At 65.7% G+C, this 24,371-nt stretch carries 11 protein-coding genes; 5 read left to right on the top strand and 6 right to left on the bottom strand.

Annotated elements, in window-relative coordinates:
- Positions 1-15: 15 nt before the first annotated feature.
- From ACVN9Z_RS16745 to ACVN9Z_RS16770, 6 genes are all read right to left on the bottom strand, one after another.
- Entirely contained in the window at positions 16-11,064 is an 11,049-nt protein-coding gene (locus ACVN9Z_RS16745; RefSeq protein ID WP_458212412.1) for a retention module-containing protein, read from the bottom strand.
- Positions 11,065-11,149: 85 nt separating this feature from the next.
- On the bottom strand, positions 11,150-11,806 hold the full coding sequence (locus ACVN9Z_RS16750; protein WP_006387944.1) for a helix-turn-helix transcriptional regulator: 657 nt from the start codon (positions 11,804-11,806) through the stop codon (positions 11,150-11,152).
- A gap of 19 nt (positions 11,807-11,825) precedes the next feature.
- Positions 11,826-13,262 (bottom strand): HlyD family type I secretion periplasmic adaptor subunit, encoded by a 1,437-nt coding sequence (locus ACVN9Z_RS16755; RefSeq protein WP_006387945.1) that lies wholly within the window; start codon positions 13,260-13,262, stop codon positions 11,826-11,828.
- Between the two features lie 7 nt (positions 13,263-13,269).
- Positions 13,270-15,435, bottom strand: coding sequence for a type I secretion system permease/ATPase (locus ACVN9Z_RS16760; protein WP_006387946.1), 2,166 nt, complete (start codon positions 15,433-15,435; stop codon positions 13,270-13,272).
- Complete coding sequence (locus tag ACVN9Z_RS16765; RefSeq protein ID WP_006387947.1) at positions 15,419-15,631, bottom strand: hypothetical protein; 213 nt, start codon at positions 15,629-15,631, stop codon at positions 15,419-15,421. Before ACVN9Z_RS16765 ends, ACVN9Z_RS16760 begins: the two co-directional genes overlap by 17 nt.
- Positions 15,632-15,654: 23 nt before the next feature.
- Positions 15,655-17,169 (bottom strand): TolC family outer membrane protein, encoded by a 1,515-nt coding sequence (locus tag ACVN9Z_RS16770; protein ID WP_024068383.1) that lies wholly within the window; start codon positions 17,167-17,169, stop codon positions 15,655-15,657.
- Positions 17,170-17,682: 513 nt separating this feature from the next.
- Between ACVN9Z_RS16770 and leuC the strand changes: the two genes are divergently transcribed.
- The 5 genes from leuC to ACVN9Z_RS16795 all read left to right on the top strand — a co-directional run bounded on the left by leuC (position 17,683) and on the right by ACVN9Z_RS16795 (position 24,371).
- Complete coding sequence (gene leuC / locus ACVN9Z_RS16775) at positions 17,683-19,086, top strand: 3-isopropylmalate dehydratase large subunit (protein ID WP_006387949.1); 1,404 nt, start codon at positions 17,683-17,685, stop codon at positions 19,084-19,086.
- 22 nt (positions 19,087-19,108) lie between these two features.
- Complete coding sequence (gene leuD, locus ACVN9Z_RS16780; protein ID WP_006387950.1) at positions 19,109-19,759, top strand: 3-isopropylmalate dehydratase small subunit; 651 nt, start codon at positions 19,109-19,111, stop codon at positions 19,757-19,759.
- Between the two features lie 37 nt (positions 19,760-19,796).
- Positions 19,797-20,873, top strand: a complete 1,077-nt coding sequence (gene leuB / locus ACVN9Z_RS16785; protein WP_200221085.1) for a 3-isopropylmalate dehydrogenase — start codon at positions 19,797-19,799, stop codon at positions 20,871-20,873.
- 231 nt (positions 20,874-21,104) lie between these two features.
- Complete coding sequence (gene asd, locus ACVN9Z_RS16790; protein ID WP_006387952.1) at positions 21,105-22,235, top strand: aspartate-semialdehyde dehydrogenase; 1,131 nt, start codon at positions 21,105-21,107, stop codon at positions 22,233-22,235.
- 267 nt (positions 22,236-22,502) lie between these two features.
- A complete protein-coding gene (locus ACVN9Z_RS16795; RefSeq protein ID WP_458212413.1) occupies positions 22,503-24,371 on the top strand; it encodes a FimV/HubP family polar landmark protein in 1,869 nt (622 codons plus the stop codon).

Raw genomic sequence — 24,371 nt, forward strand, 5'->3', positions numbered from 1 at the left:
CTGCCCGCCGGCTGCTTAGCTGTGGTCGACGTTCAGTTTGCCCTTCTGCAACAGGTCATTGATGATGGCCTGGTTGTTCAGCTGGCCGCCCTGCGTCAGGTCGACGTTCTCCAGCACGATCTTCTGGTCCGCGCCCTGGGTGCCAAGCTTGCCCTGGGTGTTGACGTCGATGACCGTGTTGTTGCCTTCCTTGTGGAAGTTCAGGTATTGCGTCAGGGTGCCATCCTTTTCGCCGACCAGCAGGTCCTTCAGGTCCAGGACGTCGCCGCCATCGGCGGGCTTGTCCAGCGAGAAGTCCTTGATGGTGTCGACGGCCGGCTTGGCGGTCGTGCCCTGGTCGCCCAGTTCCCACTTGAAGGTATCGCTGCCGGCGCCGCCGATCAGCGTGTCGTCGCCCTTGCCGCCGATCAGCAGGTCGTTGCCGTTGCCGCCTTCCAGCGTGTCGTTGCCCGAGCCGCCATGCAGCACGTCGTTGCCTTCGCCGCCGTACAGCTTGTCGTCGCCGGCGCCACCATAGATGATGTCGTTGCCATCGTCGCCGTACAGGGTATCGTTGCCGCCCTGGCCGTAGATGATGTCGTCGCCGGTGCCGCCGTGGATCGTGTCATCGCCGCCGCGCGGGTCGTCGGCCAGGTTGAAGTCGGCGTGGTGGTCCTTCAGGTACGAGTAGACGTCGGTGCTGGTCGCCGGACGGCCAAGGTTGAAGGTCAGGTAGTCCACCAGCGCCTTCATGCCTTGCCCGTCGTGCGTGCCCGCCGCGACATCGCCCCAGGTGAGGTGATCGGTGTTGATCGTATCGCCGAAGATGATGTCATGCCCCGCGCCACCATTGATGATGTCGTTGCCGACCGGTGCCGGGTCTGTGTTGACCTTGCCGCCCTGCAAGGCGGCGTCGAGGTCGCCTGGCTTGAGCACGATGTCGACGTCGCCGCCGTTCGAGCTCACCACGTTGGACGAGGTGAACGAGGTCTGGACAATGTTGTCAATGCGGACTGTGGCGCTTTGGCCGTTGTCCGTATTGTCGGAGAGGTCGTAGACCAGGCGGTACGAACCCGGCGGGAACAGTCCAGTGGTGATCGTTTGCGAGCCGGAGAGGGCGGCGGTGTATTTGCCGCTGTCCACGGTGACCCACTTGCTGCCATCCCAGCGCTGCATGGACCACGAGAACGAGTCGCCCGTCGCGAAGTTGATCGTGCTGACGCCGAACGAGAACTTCACGTAGCTGGACGTGGTGAACGTCGGGCTGCCCGCCACCGTATGGCCGCCGCCATTGACGTCGACGAGTTGCAGCGTATTGCCACTGCGGCCGATGGAACTGCCGCTGCCATCGTTGCTGCGGCTCCAGATGTTCAGATTATTCCAGTTGCTGCTGGACGTGGAATTGCTGTTGAAGTCGGCCAGCGTGGCGCTGCTGCCGGAACCGATACCGGCATAGGACGTCGCGCCGCTTCCGCCGGTATTATCGAACAGTTGCAGCAGGTCCTTGTTGATTTCCGGGCCGATGCCAATGCCGTGCACCTTGCTGACGTCCGCGAGCGGGCCAAAGCCGGCCAGGGACTCCTGCACCGTCGTCTTGTCGGTGCTGCTGCCACTGCCCCCGACCGTCGGATTGCCCCACCAGTCGGTGGTCATGTAGTAGGTCGGGTTGCCATCGGTCAGGAAGAATGTCAGGTTCTCGAACCCGGCGGCCGTCGAACTGCCCTGGCTGTTCTGGCCGTTGAACCACTGTACTGCGGTGTTGAAAGCGGATTCATAGTTGGTGCCGCCATCGGCGTACAGGGCGTTGATCGCATTCAACAGGGTGGTCAGCTTGGCCGGAGTGAGTCCGGAGATGGTCAGCGGTTCCCCGGCCGCCGTGGAAAAGCCGATCAACGCAACGTTGACCACGCCATCATGCTTGCTCAGTTGCGTCGCCAGGTTGATCAGCGCATCCTTGACCAGCTTCATGCGCGATTGCTCGTAAGAGGCATCCCGGGCACCATCCAGGCCCCACTTCATGCTGCCGGAGGTGTCCACCACCAGCGCGATGTTGTAGTTCTTGCCCGGTTCCACATTGGTGACCGTGCCTCCCTTGTCGCCGACGATGATGTCGTCACCGCTGCCGCCGCTGATTGGCGGATTGGTGCCGGTGCCGCTGCCGGTGTTTTCCCCCGTAATCATGTTGTTGGTCTTGATGGCGAAGTTGTAGTCGCCCGACGTGTCCTTGCCGCCGTTGGCGGTGCCGCCATCGTCGCGCACCTGGAAGCCGAACGAGGTGTCCTGGCCCGAGGCCGAAGGCGTATAGACCAGTTTGCCCGCGGCGATGTCCGCGGCCGAAACCACGGTATTGACCGAGACTGCCTGGCCGTTGAGCGTCAGGGTGCCGTCCGTCGGCAGGCGTGTGATGATGACGCTGTCGAGCTGGTTGCCCTCGGCGCCGTCATTGAAGTTGAACTCGGCGGCGGTGAATGTGTGGCTGCTGCCGGCATCGACGCTGGTGGCGTTGTCGGCGGCCACCGGCGCGTCGTTGGTGCCGATCACGTCGACCGTGATCAGCTGCTTGCCGGTGCCATCGGCCGAGACGACCTCGAAGGTTTCCTTCAGCACGGCGCCCGGCGGCAGATCCTGGACCACCTTCAGGCTGTTGTTCAGCGTGTAGGTCCAGTTGCCGTTGGCGTCGATCGAGAACGTGCCGTACTTGCCCGCCACGTTGGTCTGGGCGATCAGCGCGCTCTGGCCGGCGTCGGCGTCCGAGACCGTCAGCTTGCCGGTGGTGACCAGCGTCTTGTCCTCGATCACGGCGCCGGTGGACTGGCCGGTGATCTTGGCGATGTCGTTGGTGCCGGTGACGGTAACGGTGATGTCCTTGACCGCCGTGCCGCCATGGCCATCGTCCACCGTGACCTTGATGGTGTCGGTCACGGTTTCGCCTTCCTTCAGGGCCTGGACCTTGGTGCTGGTGTTGTCCAGCGTATAGGTCCACTTGCCGTTCTGGTCGACGGTGAAGGTGCCGTACTGGCCCTTGCCCTCGTTGTTGACGGACCAGGTGTGCGTGTCGTTGGTGTCGACATCGGTCTTGGTCAGTTGGCCGGTGGTGACCAGCGTGCCGTCTTCCTTGACGGCGCCGGTGGCCGTGCCGCCGATGGTCGGGGCGTCGTTGGTGCCGGTGATGTCGATGGTGATGACCTGCGTGGCCTTGCCGCCGTTGCCGTCGTCCACGGTCACCGTGATGGAGTCAGTGGCCTTCTGGCCTTCGGCCAGGGCCTGGACCTTGGCGCTGTTGTTGTCCAGCACATAGGTCCACTTGCCGCTCTGGTCGAGCGTGAAGGTGCCGTACTGGCCCTTGCCGTCGTTGTTCAACGACCAGGTGTGCTTGTCGTTGACGTCGACGTCTGCCTTGGCCAGCTGGCCAGTCACCGTCTGGGTGCCATCTTCCTTGACGGCGCCGGTGGCCGTGCCGCTGATCGTCGGGGCGTCGTTGGTGCCATTGATGGTGATAACCACCTTGCCGGTGGTGCCGTCGGCGCTGGTGACCGTGAAGGTCTCGGTCAGGTGCTCCTTGGCGCCCAGCTGCTGGATGGCCTTGGCGTCGTTGTCGAGCTTGAAGCTCCAGTTGCCGTTGGCGTCGATCGAGAACTTGCCGTACTGGCCCTGGAAGTCGGTCTGCGGCTTGAACGAAGCCTGGCCGGCGTCCTTGTCGACGATGTCCAGCTTGCCGTTAGCGGTCAGGGTGGTGTCTTCCTGGACGGTGCCCTTGTCGTCGCCCGGCTTGCTCGGGGTGATGACGGCGGCATCGTTGGTGCCGGTGATGTCGACGGTGATGACCTGGGTCGCCGTGCCGCCGTTGCCGTCGTCGACGGTCACGGTGATGGTGTCGGTGACCTTTTGGCCTTCGGTCAGCGCCTGGACCTTGGCGCTGTCATTGTCGAGCACATAGGTCCACTTGCCGTTCTGGTCGACGGTGAAGGTGCCGTATTGGCCCTTGCCTTCATTGTTGACGGACCAGGTGTGCTTGTCATTGACGTCGACATCGGTCTTGGTCAGCTGGCCGGACGTGGTCGTGGTGCCGTCTTCGGCCACCGCGCCGGTGGCCGTGCCGCTGACGGTCGGGGCGTCGTTGGTGCCGTTGATGGTGATGACGACCTGGCTCGTGGTGCCGTCGGCGCTGGTGACCGTGAAGGTCTCGGTCAGGTGCTCCTTGGCGCCCAGTTGCTGGATGGCCTTGGCGTCGTTGTCGAGCTTGAAGCTCCAGTTGCCGTTGGCGTCGATGGAGAACTTGCCGTACTGGCCCTGGAAGTCGGTCTGCGGCTTGAACGAAGCCTGGCCGGCGTCCTTGTCGACGATGTCCAGCTTGCCGTTGGCGGTCAGGGTGGTGTCTTCCTGGACGGTGCCTTTGTCGTCGCCCGGCTTGCTCGGGGTGATGACCGCGGCGTCGTTGGTGCCGGTGATATCGACGGTGATGACCTGGGTCGCCGTGCCGCCGTTGCCGTCGTCGACGGTTACGGTGATGGTGTCGGTGACCTTCTGGCCTTCGGTCAGCGCCTGGACCTTGGCGCTGTCATTGTCGAGCACATAGGTCCACTTGCCGTTCTGGTCGACGGTGAAGGTGCCGTATTGGCCCTTGCCTTCATTGTTGACGGACCAGGTGTGTTTGTCGGTGGCATCGACGTCCTGCTTGGCCAACTGGCCGGACACGGTGGTGTCGGCCGCGTCTTCCTTGACCGCGCCCGTGGCCACGCCCGAGATGGTCGGGGCGTCGTTGGTGCCGTTGATGGTAATGGTGACCTGGCCGGTGGTGCCGTCGGCGGTCACGACGGTGAAGGTCTCCGTCAGATGGTCCTTGGCGCCCAGTTGCTGGATGGCCTTGGCGTCGTTGTCGAGCTTGAAGCTCCAGTTGCCGTTGGCGTCGATCGAGAACTTGCCGTACTGGCCCTGGAAGTCGGTCTGCGGACGGAATACGGCCTCGCCGGCATCCGGATCGACGACGTCGAGCTTGCCGCTGGCGGTCAGGGTGGTGTCTTCCTGGACGGTGCCCTTGTCGTCGCCCGGCTTGCTCGGGGTGATCACGGCGCCGTCGCTGGTGCCATCGACGGTGATGGTGATGACCTGGGTGGCCTTGCCGCCATGGCCGTCGTCGACGGTCACGGTGATGGTGTCGGTCAGGTGTTCGCCATCCTTGAGCGCCTTGACGTCCGGATTGGCGTTGTCGAGCTTGTAGGTCCACTTGCCGTTCTGGTCGAGCGTGAAGGAACCATACTGGCCCTTGCCGTCATTGTTCAGCGACCAGGTGTGCGTGTCGTTGGTGTCGACGTCGTGCTTGGTCAGCTGACCGCTCACGTCCTGGTTGCTGCCTTCCTGGATCTGGCCAGTGGCCGTGCCGGTGATGGTCGGGGCGTCGTTGGTGCCGGTGACCGTCACGGTAATGACCTGGGTGGCCTTGCCGCCGTTGCCGTCGTCGACGGTCACGGTGATGGTTTCAGTGGCCTTCTGGCCTTCGGCCAGGGCCTGGACCTTGGCGCTGTCGTTGTCCAGCGTGTAGGTCCACTTGCCGTTCTGGTCGAGCGTGAACGAACCGTACTGTCCCTTGCCGTCGTTGTCCAGCGACCAGGTGTGCTTGTCGTTGACGTCGACGTCGTGCTGGGTCAACTGGCCCGACACTGCCTTGGCGCCGTCTTCCGTGACGTCGCCGGTGGCCGCGCCCGTGATGGTCGGGGCGTCGTTGGTGCCGTTGATGGTGATGACGACCTGGCCCGTGGTGCCGTCGGCGCTGGTGACCGTGAAGGTCTCGGTCAGGTGCTCCTTGGCGCCCAGCTGCTGGATGGCCTTGGCGTCGTTGTCGAGCTTGAAGCTCCAATTGCCGTTGGCATCGATGGAGAACGTGCCGTACTGGCCCTGGAAGTCGGTCTGCGGGTTGAACGTGGCTTCGCCGGCGTCCTTGTCGACGATGTCCAGCTTGCCGTTGGCGGTCAGGGTGGTGTCTTCCTGGACGGTGCCCTTGTCGTCGCCCGGCTTGCTGGGGGTGATGACGGCAGCGTCGTTGGTGCCGGTGATGTCGACGGTGATGGTCTTGGTGGCGGTGCCGCCATGGCCGTCATCGACAGTCACGGTGATGGTGTCGGTGACCTTCTCGCCATCCTTGAGGGCCTGGACCTTGTCGCTGGTGTTGTCCAGTTCGTACTTCCAGTTGCCATTGGCATCGACGGTGAACTTGCCGTATTGGCCGTCGCCGTTGTTGCTGACGGTCCAGGTGTGCGTGTCGGAGGTGTCGACGTCAGTGACGTCCAGCTTGCCGGTGGCGCTGGTGGTGCCGTCCTCGGCCACGGCGCCGTCGGTCTTGCCGCTCAGCGTCGGATCATCGTTGGTGCCGTCGATGGTGACGGTGATGGTGCTCTTGGTGCCGTCGGCGGTGGTGACGGTGAAGGTTTCGACCAGCTTCTCGCCCACGGCCAGGGCCTGGACCTTGGGATCGTCGTTGTCGAGTTCGTACTTCCAGTTGCCGTTGGCGTCGATCGAGAACTTGCCGTGGTCGCCCTTGGCGTCGGTCTGCGGGTTGAACGTGGCTTCGCCCGCGTCCTTGTCGGTCACGTCCAGCTTGCCGCCGGTGGTGAGGTTGCCGTCTTCCTTGACGTTGCCTTGGTCATCGCCATCCTTGCTGGGGGTGATGACGGCAGCGTCGTTGGTGCCGGTGATGTCGACGGTGATGGTCTTGGTGGCGGTGCCGCCATGGCCGTCGTCGACGGTCACGGTGATGGTGTCGGTGACCTTCTGGCCATCCTTGAGGGCCTGGACCTTGTCGCTGGTGTTGTCCAGCTCGTACTTCCAATTGCCATTGGCATCGACGGTGAACTTGCCGTATTGGCCGTCGCCGTTGTTGCTGACGGTCCAGGTGTGCGTGTCGGAGGTGTCGACGTCGGTGACGTCCAGCTTGCCGGTGGCGCTGGTGGTGCCGTCCTCGGCCACGGCGCCGTCGGTCTTGCCGCTCAGCTTCGGATCATCGTTGGTGCCGTCGATGGTGACGGTGATGGTGCTCTTGGTGCCGTCGGCGGTGGTGACGGTGAAGGTTTCGACCAGCTTCTCGCCCACGGCCAGGGCCTGGACCTTGGGATCGTCGTTGTCGAGTTCGTACTTCCAGTTGCCGTTGGCGTCGATCGAGAACTTGCCGTGGTCGCCCTTGGCGTCGGTCTGCGGGTTGAACGTGGCTTCGCCTGCGTCCTTGTCGGTCACGTCCAGCTTGCCGCCGGTGACGAGGTTGCCGTCTTCCTTGACGTTGCCTTGGTCATCGCCATCCTTGCTGGGGGTGATGACGGCAGCGTCGTTGGTGCCGGTGATGTCGACGGTGATGGTCTTGGTGGCGGTGCCGCCATGGCCGTCGTCGACGGTCACGGTGATGGTGTCGGTGACCTTCTCGCCATCCTTCAGGGCCTGGACCTTGTCGCTGGTGTTGTCCAGTTCGTACTTCCAGTTGCCATTGGCATCGACGGTGAACTTGCCGTATTGGCCGTCGCCGTTGTTGCTGACGGTCCAGGTGTGCGTGTCGGAGGTGTCGACGTCAGTGACGTCCAGCTTGCCGGTGGCGCTGGTGGTGCCGTCCTCGGCCACGGCGCCGTCGGTCTTGCCGCTCAGCTTCGGATCATCGTTGGTGCCGTCGATGGTGACGGTGATGGTGCTCTTGGTGCCGTCGGCGGTGGTGACGGTGAAGGTCTCGACCAGCTTTTCGCCCACGGCCAGGGCCTGGACCTTGGTATCGTCGTTGTCGAGTTCGTACTTCCAGTTGCCGTTGGCGTCGATGGAGAACTTGCCGTGGTCGCCCTTGGCGTCGGTCTGCGGGTTGAACGTGGCTTCGCCCGCGTCCTTGTCGGTCACGTCCAGCTTGCCGCCGGTGGTGAGGTTGCCGTCTTCCTCGACGTTGCCGGCATCGTCGCCCGGCTTGCTCGGGGTGATGACGGCCGTGTCGTTGGTGCCGGTGATGGTGACGGTGATGGTTTCAGTCGCCTTGCCGCCATGGCCGTCATCGACAGTCACGGTGATGGTGTCGGTGACCTTCTCGCCATCCTTGAGGGCCTGGACCTTGTCGCTGGTGTTGTCCAGTTCGTACTTCCAGTTGCCATTGGCATCGACGGTGAACTTGCCGTATTGGCCGTCGCCGTTGTTGCTGACGGTCCAGGTGTGCGTGTCGGAAGTGTCGACGTCGGTGACGTCGAGCTTGCCGGTGGCGCTGGTGGTGCCGTCCTCGGCCACGGCGCCGTCGGTCTTGCCGCTCAGCTTCGGATCATCGTTGGTGCCGTCGATGGTGACGGTGATGGTGCTCTTGGTGCCGTCGGCGGTGGTGACGGTGAAGGTCTCGACCAGCTTCTCGCCCACGGCCAGGGCCTGGACCTTGGGATCGTCGTTGTCGAGTTCGTACTTCCAGTTGCCGTTGGCGTCGATGGAGAACTTGCCGTGCTCGCCCTTGGCGTCGGTCTGCGGGTTGAAGGTGGCTTCGCCCGCGTCCTTGTCGGTCACGTCCAGCTTGCCGCCGGTGACGAGGTTGCCGTCCTCCTCGACGTTGCCGGCATCGTCGCCCGGCTTGCTCGGGGTGATGACGGCAGCGTCGTTGGTGCCGGTGATGTCGACGGTGATGGTCTTGGTGGCGGTGCCGCCATGGCCGTCGTCGACGGTCACGGTGATGGTGTCGGTGACCTTCTGGCCATCCTTCAGCGCCTGGACCTTGTCGCTGGTGTTGTCCAGCTCGTACTTCCAGTTGCCATTGGCATCGACGGTGAACTTGCCGTATTGGCCGTCGCCGTTGTTGCTGACGGTCCAGGTGTGCGTGTCGGAAGTGTCGACGTCGGTAACGTCGAGCTTGCCGGTGGCGCTGGTGGCGCCGTCCTCGGCCACGGCGCCGTCGGTCTTGCCGCTCAGCTTCGGATCATCGTTGGTGCCGTCGATGGTGACGGTGATGGTGCTCTTGGTGCCGTCGGCGGTGGTGACGGTGAAGGTTTCGACCAGCTTCTCGCCCACGGCCAGGGCCTGGACCTTGGGATCGTCGTTGTCGAGTTCGTACTTCCAGTTGCCGTTGGCGTCGATCGAGAACTTGCCGTGATCGCCCTTGGCGTCGGTCTGCGGGTTGAAGGTGGCTTCGCCGGCGTCCTTGTCGGTCACGTCCAGCTTGCCGCCGGTGGTGAGGTTGCCGTCTTCCTTGACGTTGCCGGCATCGTCGCCCGGCTTGCTCGGGGTGATGACGGCCGTGTCGTTGGTGCCGGTGATGGTGACGGTGATGGTTTCAGTCGCCTTGCCGCCATGGCCGTCATCGACAGTCACGGTGATGGTGTCGGTGACCGTTTCGCCTTCCTTCAGGGCCTGGACCTTGTCGCTGCCGTTGTCCAGCGTGTAGGTCCACTTGCCGCTGCCGTCGACCGTGAACGAGCCGTACTGGCCCTTGCCGCCATCGTTGACGGTCCAGGTGTGGGTGTCGTTGGTATCGACGTCGTGCTGGGTCAACTGGCCGGACACGGTGTCGCTGGTGTCGTCTTCGCGGATCTCGCCGACCGTGGTGCCGCTGATGGTCGGGGCGTCGTTGGTGCCCGTGACCGTGACCGTGATGACCTGGGTGGCCTTGCCGCCGTGGCCGTCATCGACGGTCACCGTGATGGTATCGGTGACCTTCTGGCCCTCGGCCAGCGCCTGGACCTTGTCGCTGTTGTTGTCCAGCACGTACGTCCACTTGCCGTTCTGGTCGACGGTCAGGGTGCCGTACTGGCCCTTGCCGCCATCGTTGACGGACCAGGTATGGGTGTCGCTGGTGTCGACGTCCTGCTTGGCCAATTGGCCCGAGACTTCCTGCGCGCCGTCTTCCTTGACGTCGCCGGCCGCTTCGCCGCTGATGGTCGGGGCGTCGTTGGTGCCATTGATGGTGATGGTGACCGTGCCGGTGGTGCCGTCGGCGGTGGTGACGGTGAAGGTCTCGGTCAGCTTCTCGCCCACGGCCAGCGCCTGCACGCGCGGGTCGGCCTGGTTCAGGTTGTAGACCCAGTTGCCGTTGGCGTCGATGGAGAACGTGCCGTGCACACCCGCGCGGTCGGCCACGGCCACGAAGAACGACTGGCCATCGTCCGCGTCGACGACATTGAGCTTGCCATTCGCGGTGGAGACTTCGTCTTCCTTGACCGTGCCGGCGTCGTCGCCCGGCTTGGCGGCGGTGATCTGGGCCGGGTCATTGACGCCGACCACGGTTACTTCCACGGTGGCGGTGGAGGTCGCGCCGCTGGGGTCGGTGACCACGTAGGAAATCGTGGTGGTCGTGGTCTGGCCCTCCGGCAGGTGCTGGAAGCTGGTGCCAGGCACGAACACATAGCTGCCGTCCGGCTGCACGATGAAGGTGCCGCCGTTGGAGCCGGTGACAGCGACGCCATTCGGCGTCATGGGGCGGCCGTTGATCGAGACAAGGCTCAACGGATCGCCGTCGGGATCGCTGTCGTTGATCAGCAGGTTGCCGCGCACGGCGCTCTTTTCATCGGTGCGGGCAACGTCATTGATGGCCAGGGGCGCGTTGTTGTTGTCGCCCGCGGCGCCGCCGTCACCACCGGCGCCGCCGTCACCGCCGTCACCGCCGTCACCGCCGGCGCCGCTGGAGGCGCGGTCGATCGTGTCGGCGCCGCGGCCCGGATTGGGGTAGGCCAGGTCCAGCGGGCTGGTGGTTTCCAGGATACGGGCCAGGCGCACGAAGCTGCCGCCGCCGTCGTCGCCGCTGCCGCCGGTCAGGGTGGCGGCGGTCGGATCCAGCACGTCGAACGGATCCTGGCCCGCTTGCAAGGCCGCCAGCAGGCGGTCGGAGTCGGTGCCCTTGGGCGCGGCCACGGCCGCTTCGGTCGGGTCGGCCAGCGGGCCGGCCATGTCCTCGGTGACCGCCACCGCCCGGCCTTCGCCGATCACGATCGGCATGCCATTTTCCACCTGCAGCGCCACCGTGGCGCCCGATGCCGTGACGATGTCGCTGCCGGCGGGCACCTTGCTGCCTTGGTGCAGCTCGGTCAGGGAACCGTCGCTATTGCGTATCCACGCGCGACCGGTGATTTCGTTGACGACTGCGGGGGAGGAGTTGGCCATGTTGGTTCCGTTTCAGGGAGTTATCCAAGATGGCCTAGATACTAGAGGGGGCCGCCGCGCGGCGGTATTGTCCTCGAGGACAGGTTCACGAGGGGATTTTGCTGCGCGTATCGGCCGGCGCCGAGATGCCGTGCACCCGCAGCGCCAGTTGCAGGCGGTCGGTCACCTCGAGTTTTTCGAAGACCGCCGACAGGTGGGCCTTGACGGTGCGCTCGGTGATGCCGAGCGCGTCGGCGATCTGGGCGTTGGACTGGCCGCTGGCGGCGTAGCGCGCCACGGTGGTTTCACGCTCGGTCAGGGTGCCGTTGTCCCAGGACCGGCTGTCCTGCGCGCGCTCCGTGACCAGCCGCAGCAGGCGCGTCACCAACGAACGACCCATCCAGATGCCGCCGGAGGCGACTACCTCCAGCGCCTGCGCCAGGGCCGGCGCCGGGGCGTAGCTGTGGCAATACCCCAATGCGCCGGCGCCCAGCGCCTGGGCGCCCTGTTCGTCGTTGGGGCTGGCGCTGGCCACCACCACCTGTAGCCCGGCGAGCTGGGCATTCCAGGCGGGGTCCTGCCAGGACGGCAGTCGCGGCAGGTCGGTGTCCAGTACCGCCAGGGCGCGGCCCTGCTCGCGCCAGCGCTGCAGGTCCGCCAGGCCGCGCCCGCGGGCCGCCAGCCAGCGCGCCGGATCCAGGGCGCGCCAGTGCTGCCACAACAGGTCGTCGTGCGTAATCAACAAGACGGGAACGGATTTCATAAAGCCTTCTCGCTCTCCTCTAACGCTCGGTAAAGGCGTTGGCCTTCGCGCGCAGCACCGGCTTGAGCAGGTACTGCAACACGGTGCGCTTGCCGGTCAGGACGTGGACCTCGGCCACCATCCCGGGGATGATGGGCAGGTTCTTGTCGCCCACCGTGCTGCGGTCCGTGCGGACCCGCACCACGTAATAGGAATTGCCTTTCTCGTCGGTCACGGTGTCGGCGCCGATCTGCTCGACCTTGCCTTCCAGCCCGCCATAGATGGCGAAGTCGTAGGCGGTGAACTTGACCTCCGCCTTCTGGTCGGGGTGCAGGAAGCCGATGTCGCGCGGCAGGATGCGCACCTCCAGCAGCAGGGTGTCGTCCTTGGGCACGATCTCGATGATGTCCTTGCCCGGCTGGACCACGCCGCCCACGGTGTTGTTGAACAGCGTCTTGACCGTGCCGCGCACCGGGGCGCGCACTTCGGCCAGCTTGACGCGGTCGGCCAGGGCCAGCTTGCCCTCGCGCAGGGTCGACAGCTTGGTGTTGGTCTCGGACAACTCGTTGCGGGCCTGGTTGCGGATGTTCAGCTCGGATTCCTCGAGCTTGCTCTGGGCTTCCTTGATGGAGGCCTGGATGCGGTCGATCTGGGCCTCGGCGCCTTTCTGTTCGCCGCAGTAGCGGGCCACGTCGCGTTGCAGGCGCAGCAGGTCGACCTCGGACACCGCGCCGCTCTTGAGCAGCGGCCGGGTCACCTGCAATTCGCGCGAGGTCAGGCCGCAGCTGGCCGACGCCTGGTCGCGCTTGGCGATGGTCTCGCGCAGTTCTTCCTGGCGCTGCTTGAGCTGTTCGCGGGCGACGTTGACGGTGGCGTTCAGTTCGGTGGTGCGGGCCTGCCAGGCGTTGCGCTCCATTTCGGCCAGGCCGGGCGCCTGCTTCAGCACTTCTTCGGGCGCGACGAAGGGTTCGCCCGTGGCCAGCGCCTTCAGGCGCGCCGACTTGGCCAGCAGCGACAGGTATTCGGCATTGTTTTCGCCCAGCGACGAGGCGAAGCGGGTGGAATCGATCTTCAGCAGGATCTGGCCGGCCTCGACCTCCTGGCCGGGCTTGACCAGGATTTCCTCGACGATGCCGCCGTCCAGGCTCTGGATGATCTGTACCTGGCGCGAGGGCACGACCTTGCCTTCGCCGCGCACGACTTCGTCGATATAGCCGAAGGCCGCCCACAGCAGCAGCAGGAAGACGGCCAGCAGGCTGGTCCACAGCAGCACGCGGGCGCCGCGCGCCTGCGATTCGTGGATGACCCATTCGGCGTTGCCGACGTAGTCGGTGCGCGCCTTGGGTTTGCCTTTCTCGGCGCCGTCGAGCAGGCGGTCGAAGAAGTAAATGAAGACGCCGCGTATGCGCAGCCACAGCCGCTTGAGCAGGCCGGGCCGGGCAAGGGCGGGTTTCGGGATGGCGGTGGTGTTGTCCATGCGGCTCTCAGCTTCCGCGTCCGACGCGCCCCTGGCGCAGGGCTTCGACGACCTGTTCCTTGGGGCCATCGGCCACGATGTGGCCGTTATCGATGACGATCAGGCGATCGACCAGTTCCAGCAGGGCGGTGCGGTGCGTCACCAGCAGGATGGTCTTGTTGGCGCTGGCTTCGCCCAGGCGGCGGCGCAGCTGGGCCTCGCTCTGGTGATCCATGTTGCTGCTGGGTTCGTCCAGCAGCAGGATGGGCGGATCGTTGATCAGCGCCCGCGCCACCGCCACCGACTGGCGCTGGCCGCCCGACAGCGACTCGCCGCGCTCGCCGATGAGCATGTCGAAGCCGTTCGGGTGCAGGTTGGCGAACTCGGTCACGCCGGCCATGTTGGCCGCCGCCAGGATGCTGGCGTCGTCGGCGTAGGGCGCGCCCATCGCCAGGTTGTGCTTGAGGCTGCCGTAGAACAGCAGCGGGTCCTGCGGCACGTGGCCGATGGCGCGGCGCACGTCGGCCGGGTCGATCTGGCGCACGTCCACGCCGTCCAGCAGGACCGCGCCCTCGGTCGGCTGGAACAGCGCCAAGGCCAGCTTTTCCAGCGTGGTCTTGCCTGAGCCGATGCGGCCGATGATGCCGACCTTTTCGCCCGGCTTGAGCTTGAAGGACACCTTCTTGAGCACCGGCTGGGTGCTGCCCGGGTAGGTGAAGCTGACGTCGCGGAATTCCAGGCCGCCATGGAACACCGGGCGGTGCAGGAACTCGGCCTCGGCCGGGCGTTCGATCGGCAGCTTCATGTAGTTGTCGATCGAACCCAGCGAGGTGCGGGCATTCTGGTATTGCATCAGCAGGCCGGCCACCTGGCCCAGCGGGGCCAGGCAGCGGCCGGCGATCATCGAGGCGGCGATGATGCCGCCCATCGACAGGGCCGAATCCTGCGCCAGGTACACGCCGATGATCACGACCGAGATCGACACCAGCTGCTGCACCGCCTGCACGAAGCCCACGGTGGACGACGAGATCAGCTTGAGCTTGCCGCCCGTCTGCGCGATGAACTCGGTGGAACGCTCCCAGTTGCGCTGGATCGCGCCCTGGGCGTTGAGGGTCTTGACCGCTTCCAGCCCCGTCAGGGCCTCGACCAGGGTGGCATTGCGCTGCGACGAAGCCTGGAAAGAAGCCATCGTCAGCGCTTCCATGCGCGCCTGCGCGGCCAGTGACACCACCAGGATCAGCACGATCGCCACCACCGGCGGCAGCACCATCCATGGCGAGATCCAGGCCAGCGCGGCCAGGAACAGCAGGATGAAGGGCAGGTCCACCAGCGTGGTGATGGTGGCCGAGGCGATGAAGTCGCGGATCGATTCGAACGAGCGCAGGTTGGCGGCGAACGAGCCGACCGACACCGGGCGGCCTTCCATGCGCAGGTCCAGCACCCGTTCCATGATCTGCGCCGACAGGCGCACGTCGACGCGCTTGCTGGCGCTGTCGACCACGTGCGAGCGCGCCGTGCTCAGGATCATGTTGAAGATCACCACCAGGGTGATGCCCAACGCCAGCACCCAGAGCGTCTCGACGGCGTTGTTGGGCACCACGCGGTCATACACGTTCATGGTGAACAGCGGCATCGCCATCGCGAAGATGTTGATCAGCAGCGCGGCGATGAGCGCGTCGCGGTACAGGCGCCGGTTTTCCATGATGGCGGCCCAGAACCAGTGGCGTTCGCGCACCTTGGCCACTTCCGGCGCGCGCGCATCGAAGCGGAACTGCGGCCGCACGAAACAGACCAGGCCGGTGTATTGCGCGTCCAGCTCGGCCGCGCTCATCTCGACCGCGCTGCCGCCGAGCTCGGGATGGCTGATCACGCACTTGTCGCCATCCCTCTTGAGCAGCAGGCAGGCCCGCTCGCCATTCAGCAGCAGGATGGCCGGCAACAGGTCCGACGGCAGGCCGTCCAGCGGGCGCTTGACCACGCGCGCCGACAACTGCGCGCGCGCCGCCGCTCGCGGCAGCAGGGCCGGGGTCAGGCGATGCGACTCCAGCGGCAGGCCGGCGGACAGCGCCTGCGCGGTGGCCGCCACGCCGTGCAGCCGGGTGATCTCGACCAGGCAGTCCAGCAGCGGGTCGTCATGCGCGGCGCGCGCGTCGGCGCGCCATTCCCGGGCGGCGGCGTCAGATAACTTGTCCATCATCGTCATCCAGCAGGTCCAGATGCTCCGAGAGTCGCGCGCGCTGTTGCTTGCGCTGGGTGAGTTTTTGCTGGGCCTGTATCGGCAGGTCCGTCATGCGCAAGGTGCCATTGGCGATCAAGGCGTCGATCAAGTCTTCCAACACGCGGACGAAGTCCGCATCCAACCGTGAAAAGTCGTTGTCCTCTGTAGCCATATGGCCTCCTTGCGCGCGCCTCGTCAGGGACGGGCCTGGGCGGCGGGCGCGTTCAGCGGCACCAGCGTGGGCGGCAGGGTGCCTTCGTTGTATTGCACACGCACTGGCGTCAGCCGCGCCGAATCGGGCACCGTGGAATTGCACAGGCGGATGACATCGTCGGACACCACCAGCTTGCCGTTTTCCTCGGGCATTTCGTTGCGCGCGGGCTGCAGCGTCAGCGCCGGCAGCAGCTTATGCGAAAGCGCCAGCCAGCGATACTGGGCCAGCCTCAGGTCATAGACCGCGTTGGTCAGGGCGCGGCGCGATTCGAACAGTTCGTTTTCGGTGTTGAGCAGGTCGAGCAGGGTGCGTTGGCCAATCTGGAACTGCTGGCGATAGGCATCGCGCACCTTGGCCGTGGCCATTTCGTGGTCGCGCAGGAAGGGCAGCTTTTCCTGCAGGCTGGTGATGTTGTTCCAGGCCACGGCCAGGTCCTGCTGCACGTTGCGGCAGGTGTAGTCGCGCACGTCGCGGGCCGCGTAGGATTGGGCCGCCGTCTGGCGCACCCGGGCCGAATCGGCGCCGCCGCGGTACAGGTTGTAGTTCATGACCACCTGGACGCTGGAGCTGCGGATGTTGCGGTTTTCCGGCGTCGGGTCGTTCTGGTCGCGGCCGGTGGCGGCGACGAATTCGAACTTGGGCGAGAACGCGCCCTTGGAGGAGGCCACGCCCGCTTCCGCCGCCTGCAGGGCGGCCTGCTTGGACAGGAAGCTGGGGTTGCGGCGCAGCGACTCGTTGAAGTTGCCGGGCTTGGTCGGCAGCTTGTCGGAGATGTCCGGCACCGGCTGCATCGACTCGGGCGGCAGGGCGCCGGTCACGCGCTGGAAGCGCTGCTGCACGTCCAGCAGGTTGGTGGTTTCGGTCATCAGGTTGGTCTGGGCCAGCGCCAGGCGGCCGCCGGCCTGTTCCAGGTCGACGCGCCGGCCCACGCCGGATTCAGTGCGCTGGCCGATCTGCTTGAGGGTTTCCTCGTGCAGCGAATAATTCTGGCGGGCCAGCAGTTCCATGTCGCGGTAGCGCTGCAGGTCGATATAGGCCTGCACGGCGGCCAGGGCGGTGCTGTCGCTGGTGGCCAGCACGTCATAGAAACGCGCCAGCTTGTCGAACCCGGCCTGCTTGACGTCGTTGCTGGTGCGGAAACCGTCGAAAATCAGCTGGCGCAGTTCGAAGTTGTAGCCGGGGCGGTTCCAGTTCTGCGAGCCGACGCCGGGGACGTTGTTGCGGTATTCGCGGCCGACATAGCCCAACGCGTTGACTTGCGGGAAGAACGCGCCGCGCGCCACTGCCTGGCCTTCCAGCGACGCCTGGAAATCGTGGTATTTCGCCTGGATTTCGGGGTTGCTGAGCAGGGTCTGTTCAACAATCTGGTTCAACGTCGTGACGCCCGGGGCGGGCGCCGCAGTGCTGGAATCCGCCGCGGCGGGCTGGGCAAAGGTGACAGGAACGAATGCCAACGCCAGGGCGGAAACCGAGGTCTTAAGCAGAAACGAAGACATAGGGATTATTCGCGAGTCAAGTTTGGGATTAGTAGCCGGCATATTGTGTGCAAATGTCAGAATTGACGAGTCAAGATTTGTTAATTCTTGACGGATGTTTGCCGGCCCGTCGGGATTTGTTTCACGTAAATCACGACAATTGACGTGATTTTCGCGAAATTCAACATGGACGGATTAATCAAAAACTATTAATGCGTTTTATGTCGCATTATTTCGGTTTCTGCTTTGCCACATTGAAACTTGATTATACCTGCTTGCGTCTTTTGTATCTAAATTGTTTTTATATCTCGTCGCCGATTATCTGCCGCTTTTCGCCGGAATCCACGCGCGGAAACCGTGATACCGATGTCGAGGATCAAGGCATGGTGGTATTGCATGTACTAGTATTGCCGGTGTGCTTGTACTAGGTTTGGTCGCTGTGCATAATTCTTCCATGCCGCAGCGGCCGGCGCGGGAACGTTTGGTTTCTTCGCGCCAGGCACCAGCCGGATTGTCTATTTGCAGAGCGCATCCATGGCCCAAACCCTTTACGACAAACTCTGGGACGCCCACATCGTCCACCAGGAATCAGACGGCACCTGTCTGCTCTATATCGATCGCCACCTGCTGCATGAAGTGACCAGCCCGCAGGCGTTCGAAGGCCTGGCCATCGCCGAGCGCAAGCCGTGGCGCAACGGCGCCAACCTGGCGGTCGCCGACCACAATGTGCCGACGATGAACCGCGCCCAGGGCATCGACGACCCCATCTCGCGCCTGCAGGTCGACACGCTCGACGCCAACTGCGACAAGTACGGCATCACCGAATTCCGCATGAACGACCTGCGCCAGGGCATCGTCCACGTCATCGGGCCGGAGCAGGGCGCCACCCTGCCGGGCATGACCGTGGTCTGTGGCGATTCGCACACCAGCACGCACGGCGCGCTGGGCGCGCTGGCGTTCGGCATCGGCACGTCCGAGGTCGAACACGTGCTGGCCACGCAGACGCTGCTCATGAAGAAGGCCAAGAGCATGCTGATCAAGGTCGAAGGTGAACTGCCGTTCGGCTGTACGGCCAAGGACGTCGTGCTGCACGTCATCGGCATCATCGGCACCGCCGGCGGCACCGGCCACGCCATCGAATTCGCCGGCAGCACCATCCGCGCGCTGTCGGTCGAAGGCCGCATGACGGTCTGCAACATGGCCATCGAGGCCGGCGCCCGCTCCGGCATGGTCGCCGTCGACGACAAGACCATCGAATACTTCCGCGGCCGTCCATTCGCGCCGTCCGGCGTGCTGTGGGACCACGCCGTGGCCTACTGGCGCACGCTGCATACCGACGCAGGCGCCAAGTTCGACACCGTGGTCGAAGTCAACGCCCGCGACATCAAGCCGCAGGTCACCTGGGGCACCTCGCCCGAAATGGTGCTGCCGGTCGACTCGCGCGTGCCGGACCCCGACCGCGAAAAAGACGATGTGCGCCGCAGCGGCATGGAACGCGCGCTCGAATACATGGGCCTCAAGCCCAATACGCCGCTGACCGACATCCGCGTGGACCGCGTCTTCATCGGCTCCTGCACCAACTCGCGCATCGAGGACCTGCGCGCCGCCGCCGTCGTGGCGCGCGGCAAGCACGTGGCCTCCAACGTGCGCCAGGCCATGGTGGTGCCGGGTTCCGGGCTGGTCAAGCAGCAGGCCGAGCGCGAAGGCCTGGACAAGATCTTCATCGAGGCCGGCTTCGAATGGCGCGAGCCGGGCTGCTCGATGTGCCTGGCCATGAACGCCGACCGGCTCGAGCCGGGCGAGCGCTGTGCCTCGACCTCGAACCGCAACTTCGAAGGCCGCCAGGGCCAGGGTGGCCGCACCCACCTGGTGAGCCCGGCGATGGCCGCGGCCGCCGCCGTGGCCGGCCACTTCGTCGACGTCCGCACGTTCCGTTAAGCGCCCACCGAGTACCGACATCATGCAAGCATTCACCACTCACGAAGGCCTGGTGGCTCCGCTCGACCGCGAAAACGTCGACACGGACCTCATCATCCCCAAGCAGTTCCTCAAGTCCATCAAGCGCACCGGCTTCGGCCCGAACCTGTTCGACGAATTGCGCTACCTGGACCACGGCGAACCGGGCATGGACAACAGCAAGCGCCCGCTCAACCCCGATTTCGTGCTGAACCAGCCGCGCTACCAGGGCGCCTCGGTGCTGCTGGCGCGCAAGAACTTCGGTTGCGGCTCGAGCCGCGAGCACGCGCCCTGGGCCCTGACTCAGTTCGGTTTCCGCGCCATCATCGCGCCGTCGTACGCCGACATCTTTTTCAACAACAGCTTCAAGAACGGCCTGCTGCCCATCGTGCTGTCCGAGCTCGAAGTGGCGCGCCTGTTCGACGAAGTGAAGGCCTTCCCCGGCTACAAGCTCAACATCGACCTGGAGCGCCAGGAAGTGGTGGCGGCCGACGGCCGCGCCATGAAGTTCGACATCGAGCCGTTCCGCAAGTACTGCCTGCTGAACGGCTTCGACGATATCGGCCTGACCCTGCGCCACGCCGACAAGATCCGCGCCTTCGAGGCCGAGCGCCTGGCCCGCCATCCCTGGCTGGAAAGCCGGCCGATCGCCTGACAGCTCCCTTCATACCGACCACAGGACCGTTTTTTCCATGACTCACAACATCGCAGTCTTGCCGGGTGACGGCATCGGCCCCGAAATCGTCGAACAGGCCGTGCGCGTCCTGAAGGCGCTGGACGTGCCGTTCGACATCAAGCAGGCCGCCGTCGGCGGCGCCGCCTTCGACGAGTTCGAGCACCCGCTGCCCCCGGCCACGCTGAAGCTGGCCAAGGAATCGCACGCCGTGTTGTTCGGCGCCGTCGGCGACTGGAAGTACGACAGCCTGCCGCGCGAATTCCGCCCCGAGCAGGCCATCCTGGGCCTGCGCAAGGCGCTCGGCCTGTTCGCCAACCTGCGTCCCGCCATCCTGTATCCCGAGCTGGCCAGCGCCTCCTCGCTCAAGCCCGAGATCGTGTCCGGCCTGGACATCCTGATCATCCGCGAACTGACCGGCGACATCTATTTCGGCACGCCGCGCGGCGTGCGCTCGTCGCCGGACGGCGCTTTTGCCGGCGAACGCGAAGGCTACGACACGATGCGCTATGCCGAATCGGAAGTGCGCCGCATCGCCCGCATCGGCTTCGAATCCGCCCAGAAGCGCAACAAGAAGCTGTGCAGCGTCGACAAGGCCAACGTGCTCGAGACCTCGCAGTTCTGGCGCGACATCGTCATCGAAGTGGCGCGCGAGTATCCGGACGTCGAGCTGTCGCACATGTACGTCGACAACGCCGCCATGCAGCTGGTGCGCAACCCGCGCCAGTTCGACGTGATCGTCACCGGCAACCTGTTCGGCGACATCCTGTCGGACGAGGCCGCCATGCTGACCGGCTCCATCGGCATGCTGCCGTCGGCCTCGCTGAACGCCGGCGGCCAGGGCCTGTACGAGCCCAGCCACGGCTCGGCGCCCGACATCGCCGGCCAAGGCATCGCCAATCCGCTGGCGACCATCCTGTCGGCCGCCATGCTGCTGCGCTACTCGCTGAACCTGGCGGCGCAGGCCGACCGCATCGAAGCCGCGGTGCGCCGCGTGCTGGCCGATGGCCTGCGCACCGCCGACATCTTCGAACCCGGCACCACCAAGGTCAGCACCTCGGGCATGGGCGACGCCGTCCTCAAAGCCCTGGCCTGATGCCTGCAAGGGACGCGCCCTTGCGGCGCTGTCCCGATTCCAGGGGCTGCCCGCAGGGGCGGCCCTTTTTCATGTCGATGTTGCCGCGGCGCCGCGAAAGCAGGGTGGCTTTGATTGCGGCCCCGTTTTTTCAAGCTGCGCCGCAACATCCATGCGTGCATTCTGATAAATTGTTGGGTTCTTGCACGTTTTTTCACCACACCTTGTCCCCACCTTTAAAGAGCGATTGAAATGAATCAAGCAGTAGGCCTTGTCGGCTGGCGCGGTATGGTCGGCTCGGTGCTCATGCAACGCATGCGCGACGAGAACGACTTCGCACTGATCGAACCGGTGTTTTTCTCCACCAGCAACGCCGGCGGCGCCGCCCCCACTTGGGCGACTGGCGCGGGCCCGCTGCAAGACGCCTACAACATTGACGCTCTGAAAAAACTGCCGATCATCGTGACGGCGCAAGGTGGCGACTACACCTCCGAGGTCTACCCGAAGCTGCGCGGCGCGGGCTGGAACGGCATCTGGATCGACGCCGCCAGCACGCTGCGCATGGCCGATGACGCCATCATCGTGCTGGACCCGGTCAACCGTCCCGTGATCGACGCGGCGCTCAAGCGCGGCGTGCGCAACTTCATCGGCGGCAACTGCACGGTCAGCTGCATGCTGATGGGCCTGGCCGGCCTGTTCAACAACGACCTGGTCGAGTGGATGACCACCATGACGTACCAGGCCGCTTCCGGCGGCGGCGCGCAGCACATGCGCGAACTGCTGACCCAGTTCGGCGAGCTGAACCACGCCGTCAAGCCGCTGCTGGACGATCCGGCCTCGGCCATCCTGGAAATCGACCGCGGCATCCTGGCCAAGCAGAAGGACGCCGCGCTGCCCCACGAGCACTTCGGCGTGCCGCTGGGCGGCAGCCTGATTCCCTGGATCGACAAGGACCTGGGCAACGGCATGTCCAAGGAAGAGTGGAAGGGCGAGGTCGAGACCAACAAGATCCTCGGCCGTGGCGCCGCCTTCGGCACCGCCGCCACCCCGATCGACGGCCTGTGCGTGCGCATCGGCGCGATGCGCTGCCACAGCCAGGCGCTGACCATCAAGCTCAAGCGCGACCTGCCGCTGGACGAGATCGAAGCGCTGATCGCCCAGGGCACGCAGTGGGCCAAGGTCATCCCCAACAGCAAGGAAGAGACCATCCGCGAGTTGACCCCGGTCGCGGTCACCGGCACGCTGGACATCCCGGTGGGCCGCCTGCGCAAGATGTCGATGGGCCCGCAATACCTCAGCGCCTTCACCGTCGGCGACCAGTTGCTGTGGGGCGCCGCCGAGCCGCTGCGCCGCATGCTGCGCATCGCGCTGGCCGAAGCCTGAGGCCTGGCGGGCGGCCGGCCTGGCCGCCCGCTCGCGACGAGGCCGTACCGCAAAGGCACCTTCGGGTGCCTTTGTCGTTTGCGCCGGGTCATCAGCGCATCGGATGCGGCTGGCAATGTGCCGGCCAGCCAACGCCGATGCGCCTTTCAGGTTTGTGAAACGCGCTCGATCCATTACACTTTTCCGGTGAATTGAGGCTTGTTCTCACGCGTTCGCCGCGAACAGCCTCCGCCCGACCATTCGACGACAAGAACGGAATTCCAGCTTATGACCCAGCGTTCGCGCCAAGTGAAGCATGCCCGCCGTTTGAAGGCCCTCCAGTGGGCGATCGCACTGGCGATCGGCGCGAGCGCTTGCAGCCCGGCGTTGGCCATGCGGGTCGGGCATTCGCGGGTGGTCTCGGCCCCGGGCGCGCCCTTGCAGGCGCTGGTGGGATTGCAGGAACTCACACCCGACGAAATCGCGTCGCTGCGGGTGTCGGTGGCCGACGAGGCTTCGTGGCAACGCGCGGGCCTGAAACCGCCCGCGCCGCTGGCCAGCCTGGTGGTGAGGGTCGAGGATGGGATGGATCCGACCCGCAAGAACCTGCGGGTGCGGTCGACGCAGGCGCCGTCCGGCGGCGCGGTCGACCTGCTGCTGGACATCAGCTCCAGCTCGGGCCAGCGGCAGGTGCAGGTCAGCATCCTGGTGCCGTTGCGGGGCGCGGGCGCCGAGGTTTCGCCCGCGGCCGTTGGCACGCCGAGCCGCGCCAGCGGCACGGCGGGGTCGGTCAACGTGAAGTCGGGCGACACGCTGTTTGCGATTGCCCAGCGCAATGCGGTGCCGAACGCCTCGATCTACCAGATGTTGGTGGCGTTGTGGCGCGCCAATCCCGATGCGTTCATCCAGGGCAACATGAATCTGGTGCGGGCCGGGCAGAAACTGGCGATTCCCGACGCGGCGACCGTGCGCGCCGTCGATCCGGCGGAGGCGCGCCGTATTTTCAACGAGCACGCCGAAGCGTTCGCCCGCTACCGGGCCCGTCTGGGCGCGGCGGCCGGCGCCAACCCCTCGGTGGTCAAGGGCCAGGATGCCGCTTCCGGCACGGTGGCCCGTCCCGGCGACACGGGCGTGGCCACGGCGTCCCAGCCGCAGGACCGGGTGCGCCTGTCCTCCGGCCAGGCCCAAGGCGGCGCGACGGCCCAGGCCGATGCGCAGGCTGATCAGCGCGCCTCCGACGCGCGAGCCATGGCGGATGCCCAGGGCCGCGTGAATCAGTTGCAGAGCAATGTCGATGAATTGAACAAGGCCGTCGCGGGGCAGGGGGGCGCCACTGGCGCTCCTGGCGCTGCGGGGGCTGCGGGCGCGAACGGCGCCACGGGAGGCGCTGGAGCGGCGGGGGCATCGGGCACGCCTGGTTCGACCGGAGCGGCGGGTGCATCTGGTACGCCTGGCGCGACCGGAGCGGCGGGTGCATCCGGTACGCCTGGCGCGACTGGCGCATCGGGTACGCCTGGTTCGACCGGAGCGGCGGGTGCATCGGGCACGCCTGGCGCGACTGGCGCGGCGGGCGCATCGGGTACGCCTGGTTCGACCGGAGCGGCGGGTGCATCGGGCACGCCTGGCGCGACTGGCGCGGCGGGTGCATCGGGTACGCCTGGCGCGACTGGTGCGGCGGGTGCATCGGGTACGCCTGGCGCGACTGGAGCGGCGGGCGCATCGGGCTCGCCCGGCGCAACGGGTGCCGCAGGCGCATCGGGCACCCCTGGCGCCGTCGGCGCCACGGGAGCGCCGGGCCTCTCCGGCACGCCCGGCGCCGCCGGTCCGTCGACGGCCGCCGCGCAACAGGACAAGGCCGCCGCGCAGGCGTCGGCCGACAAGAACAAGGATAAGGATTTGACTTCTTCGATGCCGGCCTGGTTGGCCGACAACCTTCTCGTCATCGTCACCGCCGTGCTGGCGCTGATCGCTTTCGCCATCGCCTGGGTGCTGCGACGCGCGGGCGCGCGGCGCGGCGATGACGACGAGGAAACCTACGCCTATAACGAGCCGGTGCTGGACACCGCGGCGCTGAACCGCAAGCTCGATTCCATCAGCCTCGACCTGGACGAACCGCCCACGGACGAACCGCGCCCGGTTGGCGGTCCCCGGATTTGA

Source organism: Achromobacter sp. KK8 (assembly GCF_054188005.1).

Bases quoted from the DNA above. Each gene is read 5' to 3' on its own strand.
- ACVN9Z_RS16745 (WP_458212412.1), bottom strand. From the start codon at position 11,064: ATGGCCAACTCCTCCCCCGCAGTCGTCAACGAAATCACCGGTCGCGCG.
- ACVN9Z_RS16750 (WP_006387944.1), bottom strand. From the start codon at position 11,806: ATGAAATCCGTTCCCGTCTTGTTGATTACGCACGACGACCTGTTGTGG.
- ACVN9Z_RS16755 (WP_006387945.1), bottom strand. From the start codon at position 13,262: ATGGACAACACCACCGCCATCCCGAAACCCGCCCTTGCCCGGCCCGGC.
- ACVN9Z_RS16760 (WP_006387946.1), bottom strand. From the start codon at position 15,435: ATGGACAAGTTATCTGACGCCGCCGCCCGGGAATGGCGCGCCGACGCG.
- ACVN9Z_RS16765 (WP_006387947.1), bottom strand. From the start codon at position 15,631: ATGGCTACAGAGGACAACGACTTTTCACGGTTGGATGCGGACTTCGTC.
- ACVN9Z_RS16770 (WP_024068383.1), bottom strand. From the start codon at position 17,169: ATGTCTTCGTTTCTGCTTAAGACCTCGGTTTCCGCCCTGGCGTTGGCA.
- leuC (WP_006387949.1), top strand. From the start codon at position 17,683: ATGGCCCAAACCCTTTACGACAAACTCTGGGACGCCCACATCGTCCAC.
- leuD (WP_006387950.1), top strand. From the start codon at position 19,109: ATGCAAGCATTCACCACTCACGAAGGCCTGGTGGCTCCGCTCGACCGC.
- leuB (WP_200221085.1), top strand. From the start codon at position 19,797: ATGACTCACAACATCGCAGTCTTGCCGGGTGACGGCATCGGCCCCGAA.
- asd (WP_006387952.1), top strand. From the start codon at position 21,105: ATGAATCAAGCAGTAGGCCTTGTCGGCTGGCGCGGTATGGTCGGCTCG.
- ACVN9Z_RS16795 (WP_458212413.1), top strand. From the start codon at position 22,503: ATGACCCAGCGTTCGCGCCAAGTGAAGCATGCCCGCCGTTTGAAGGCC.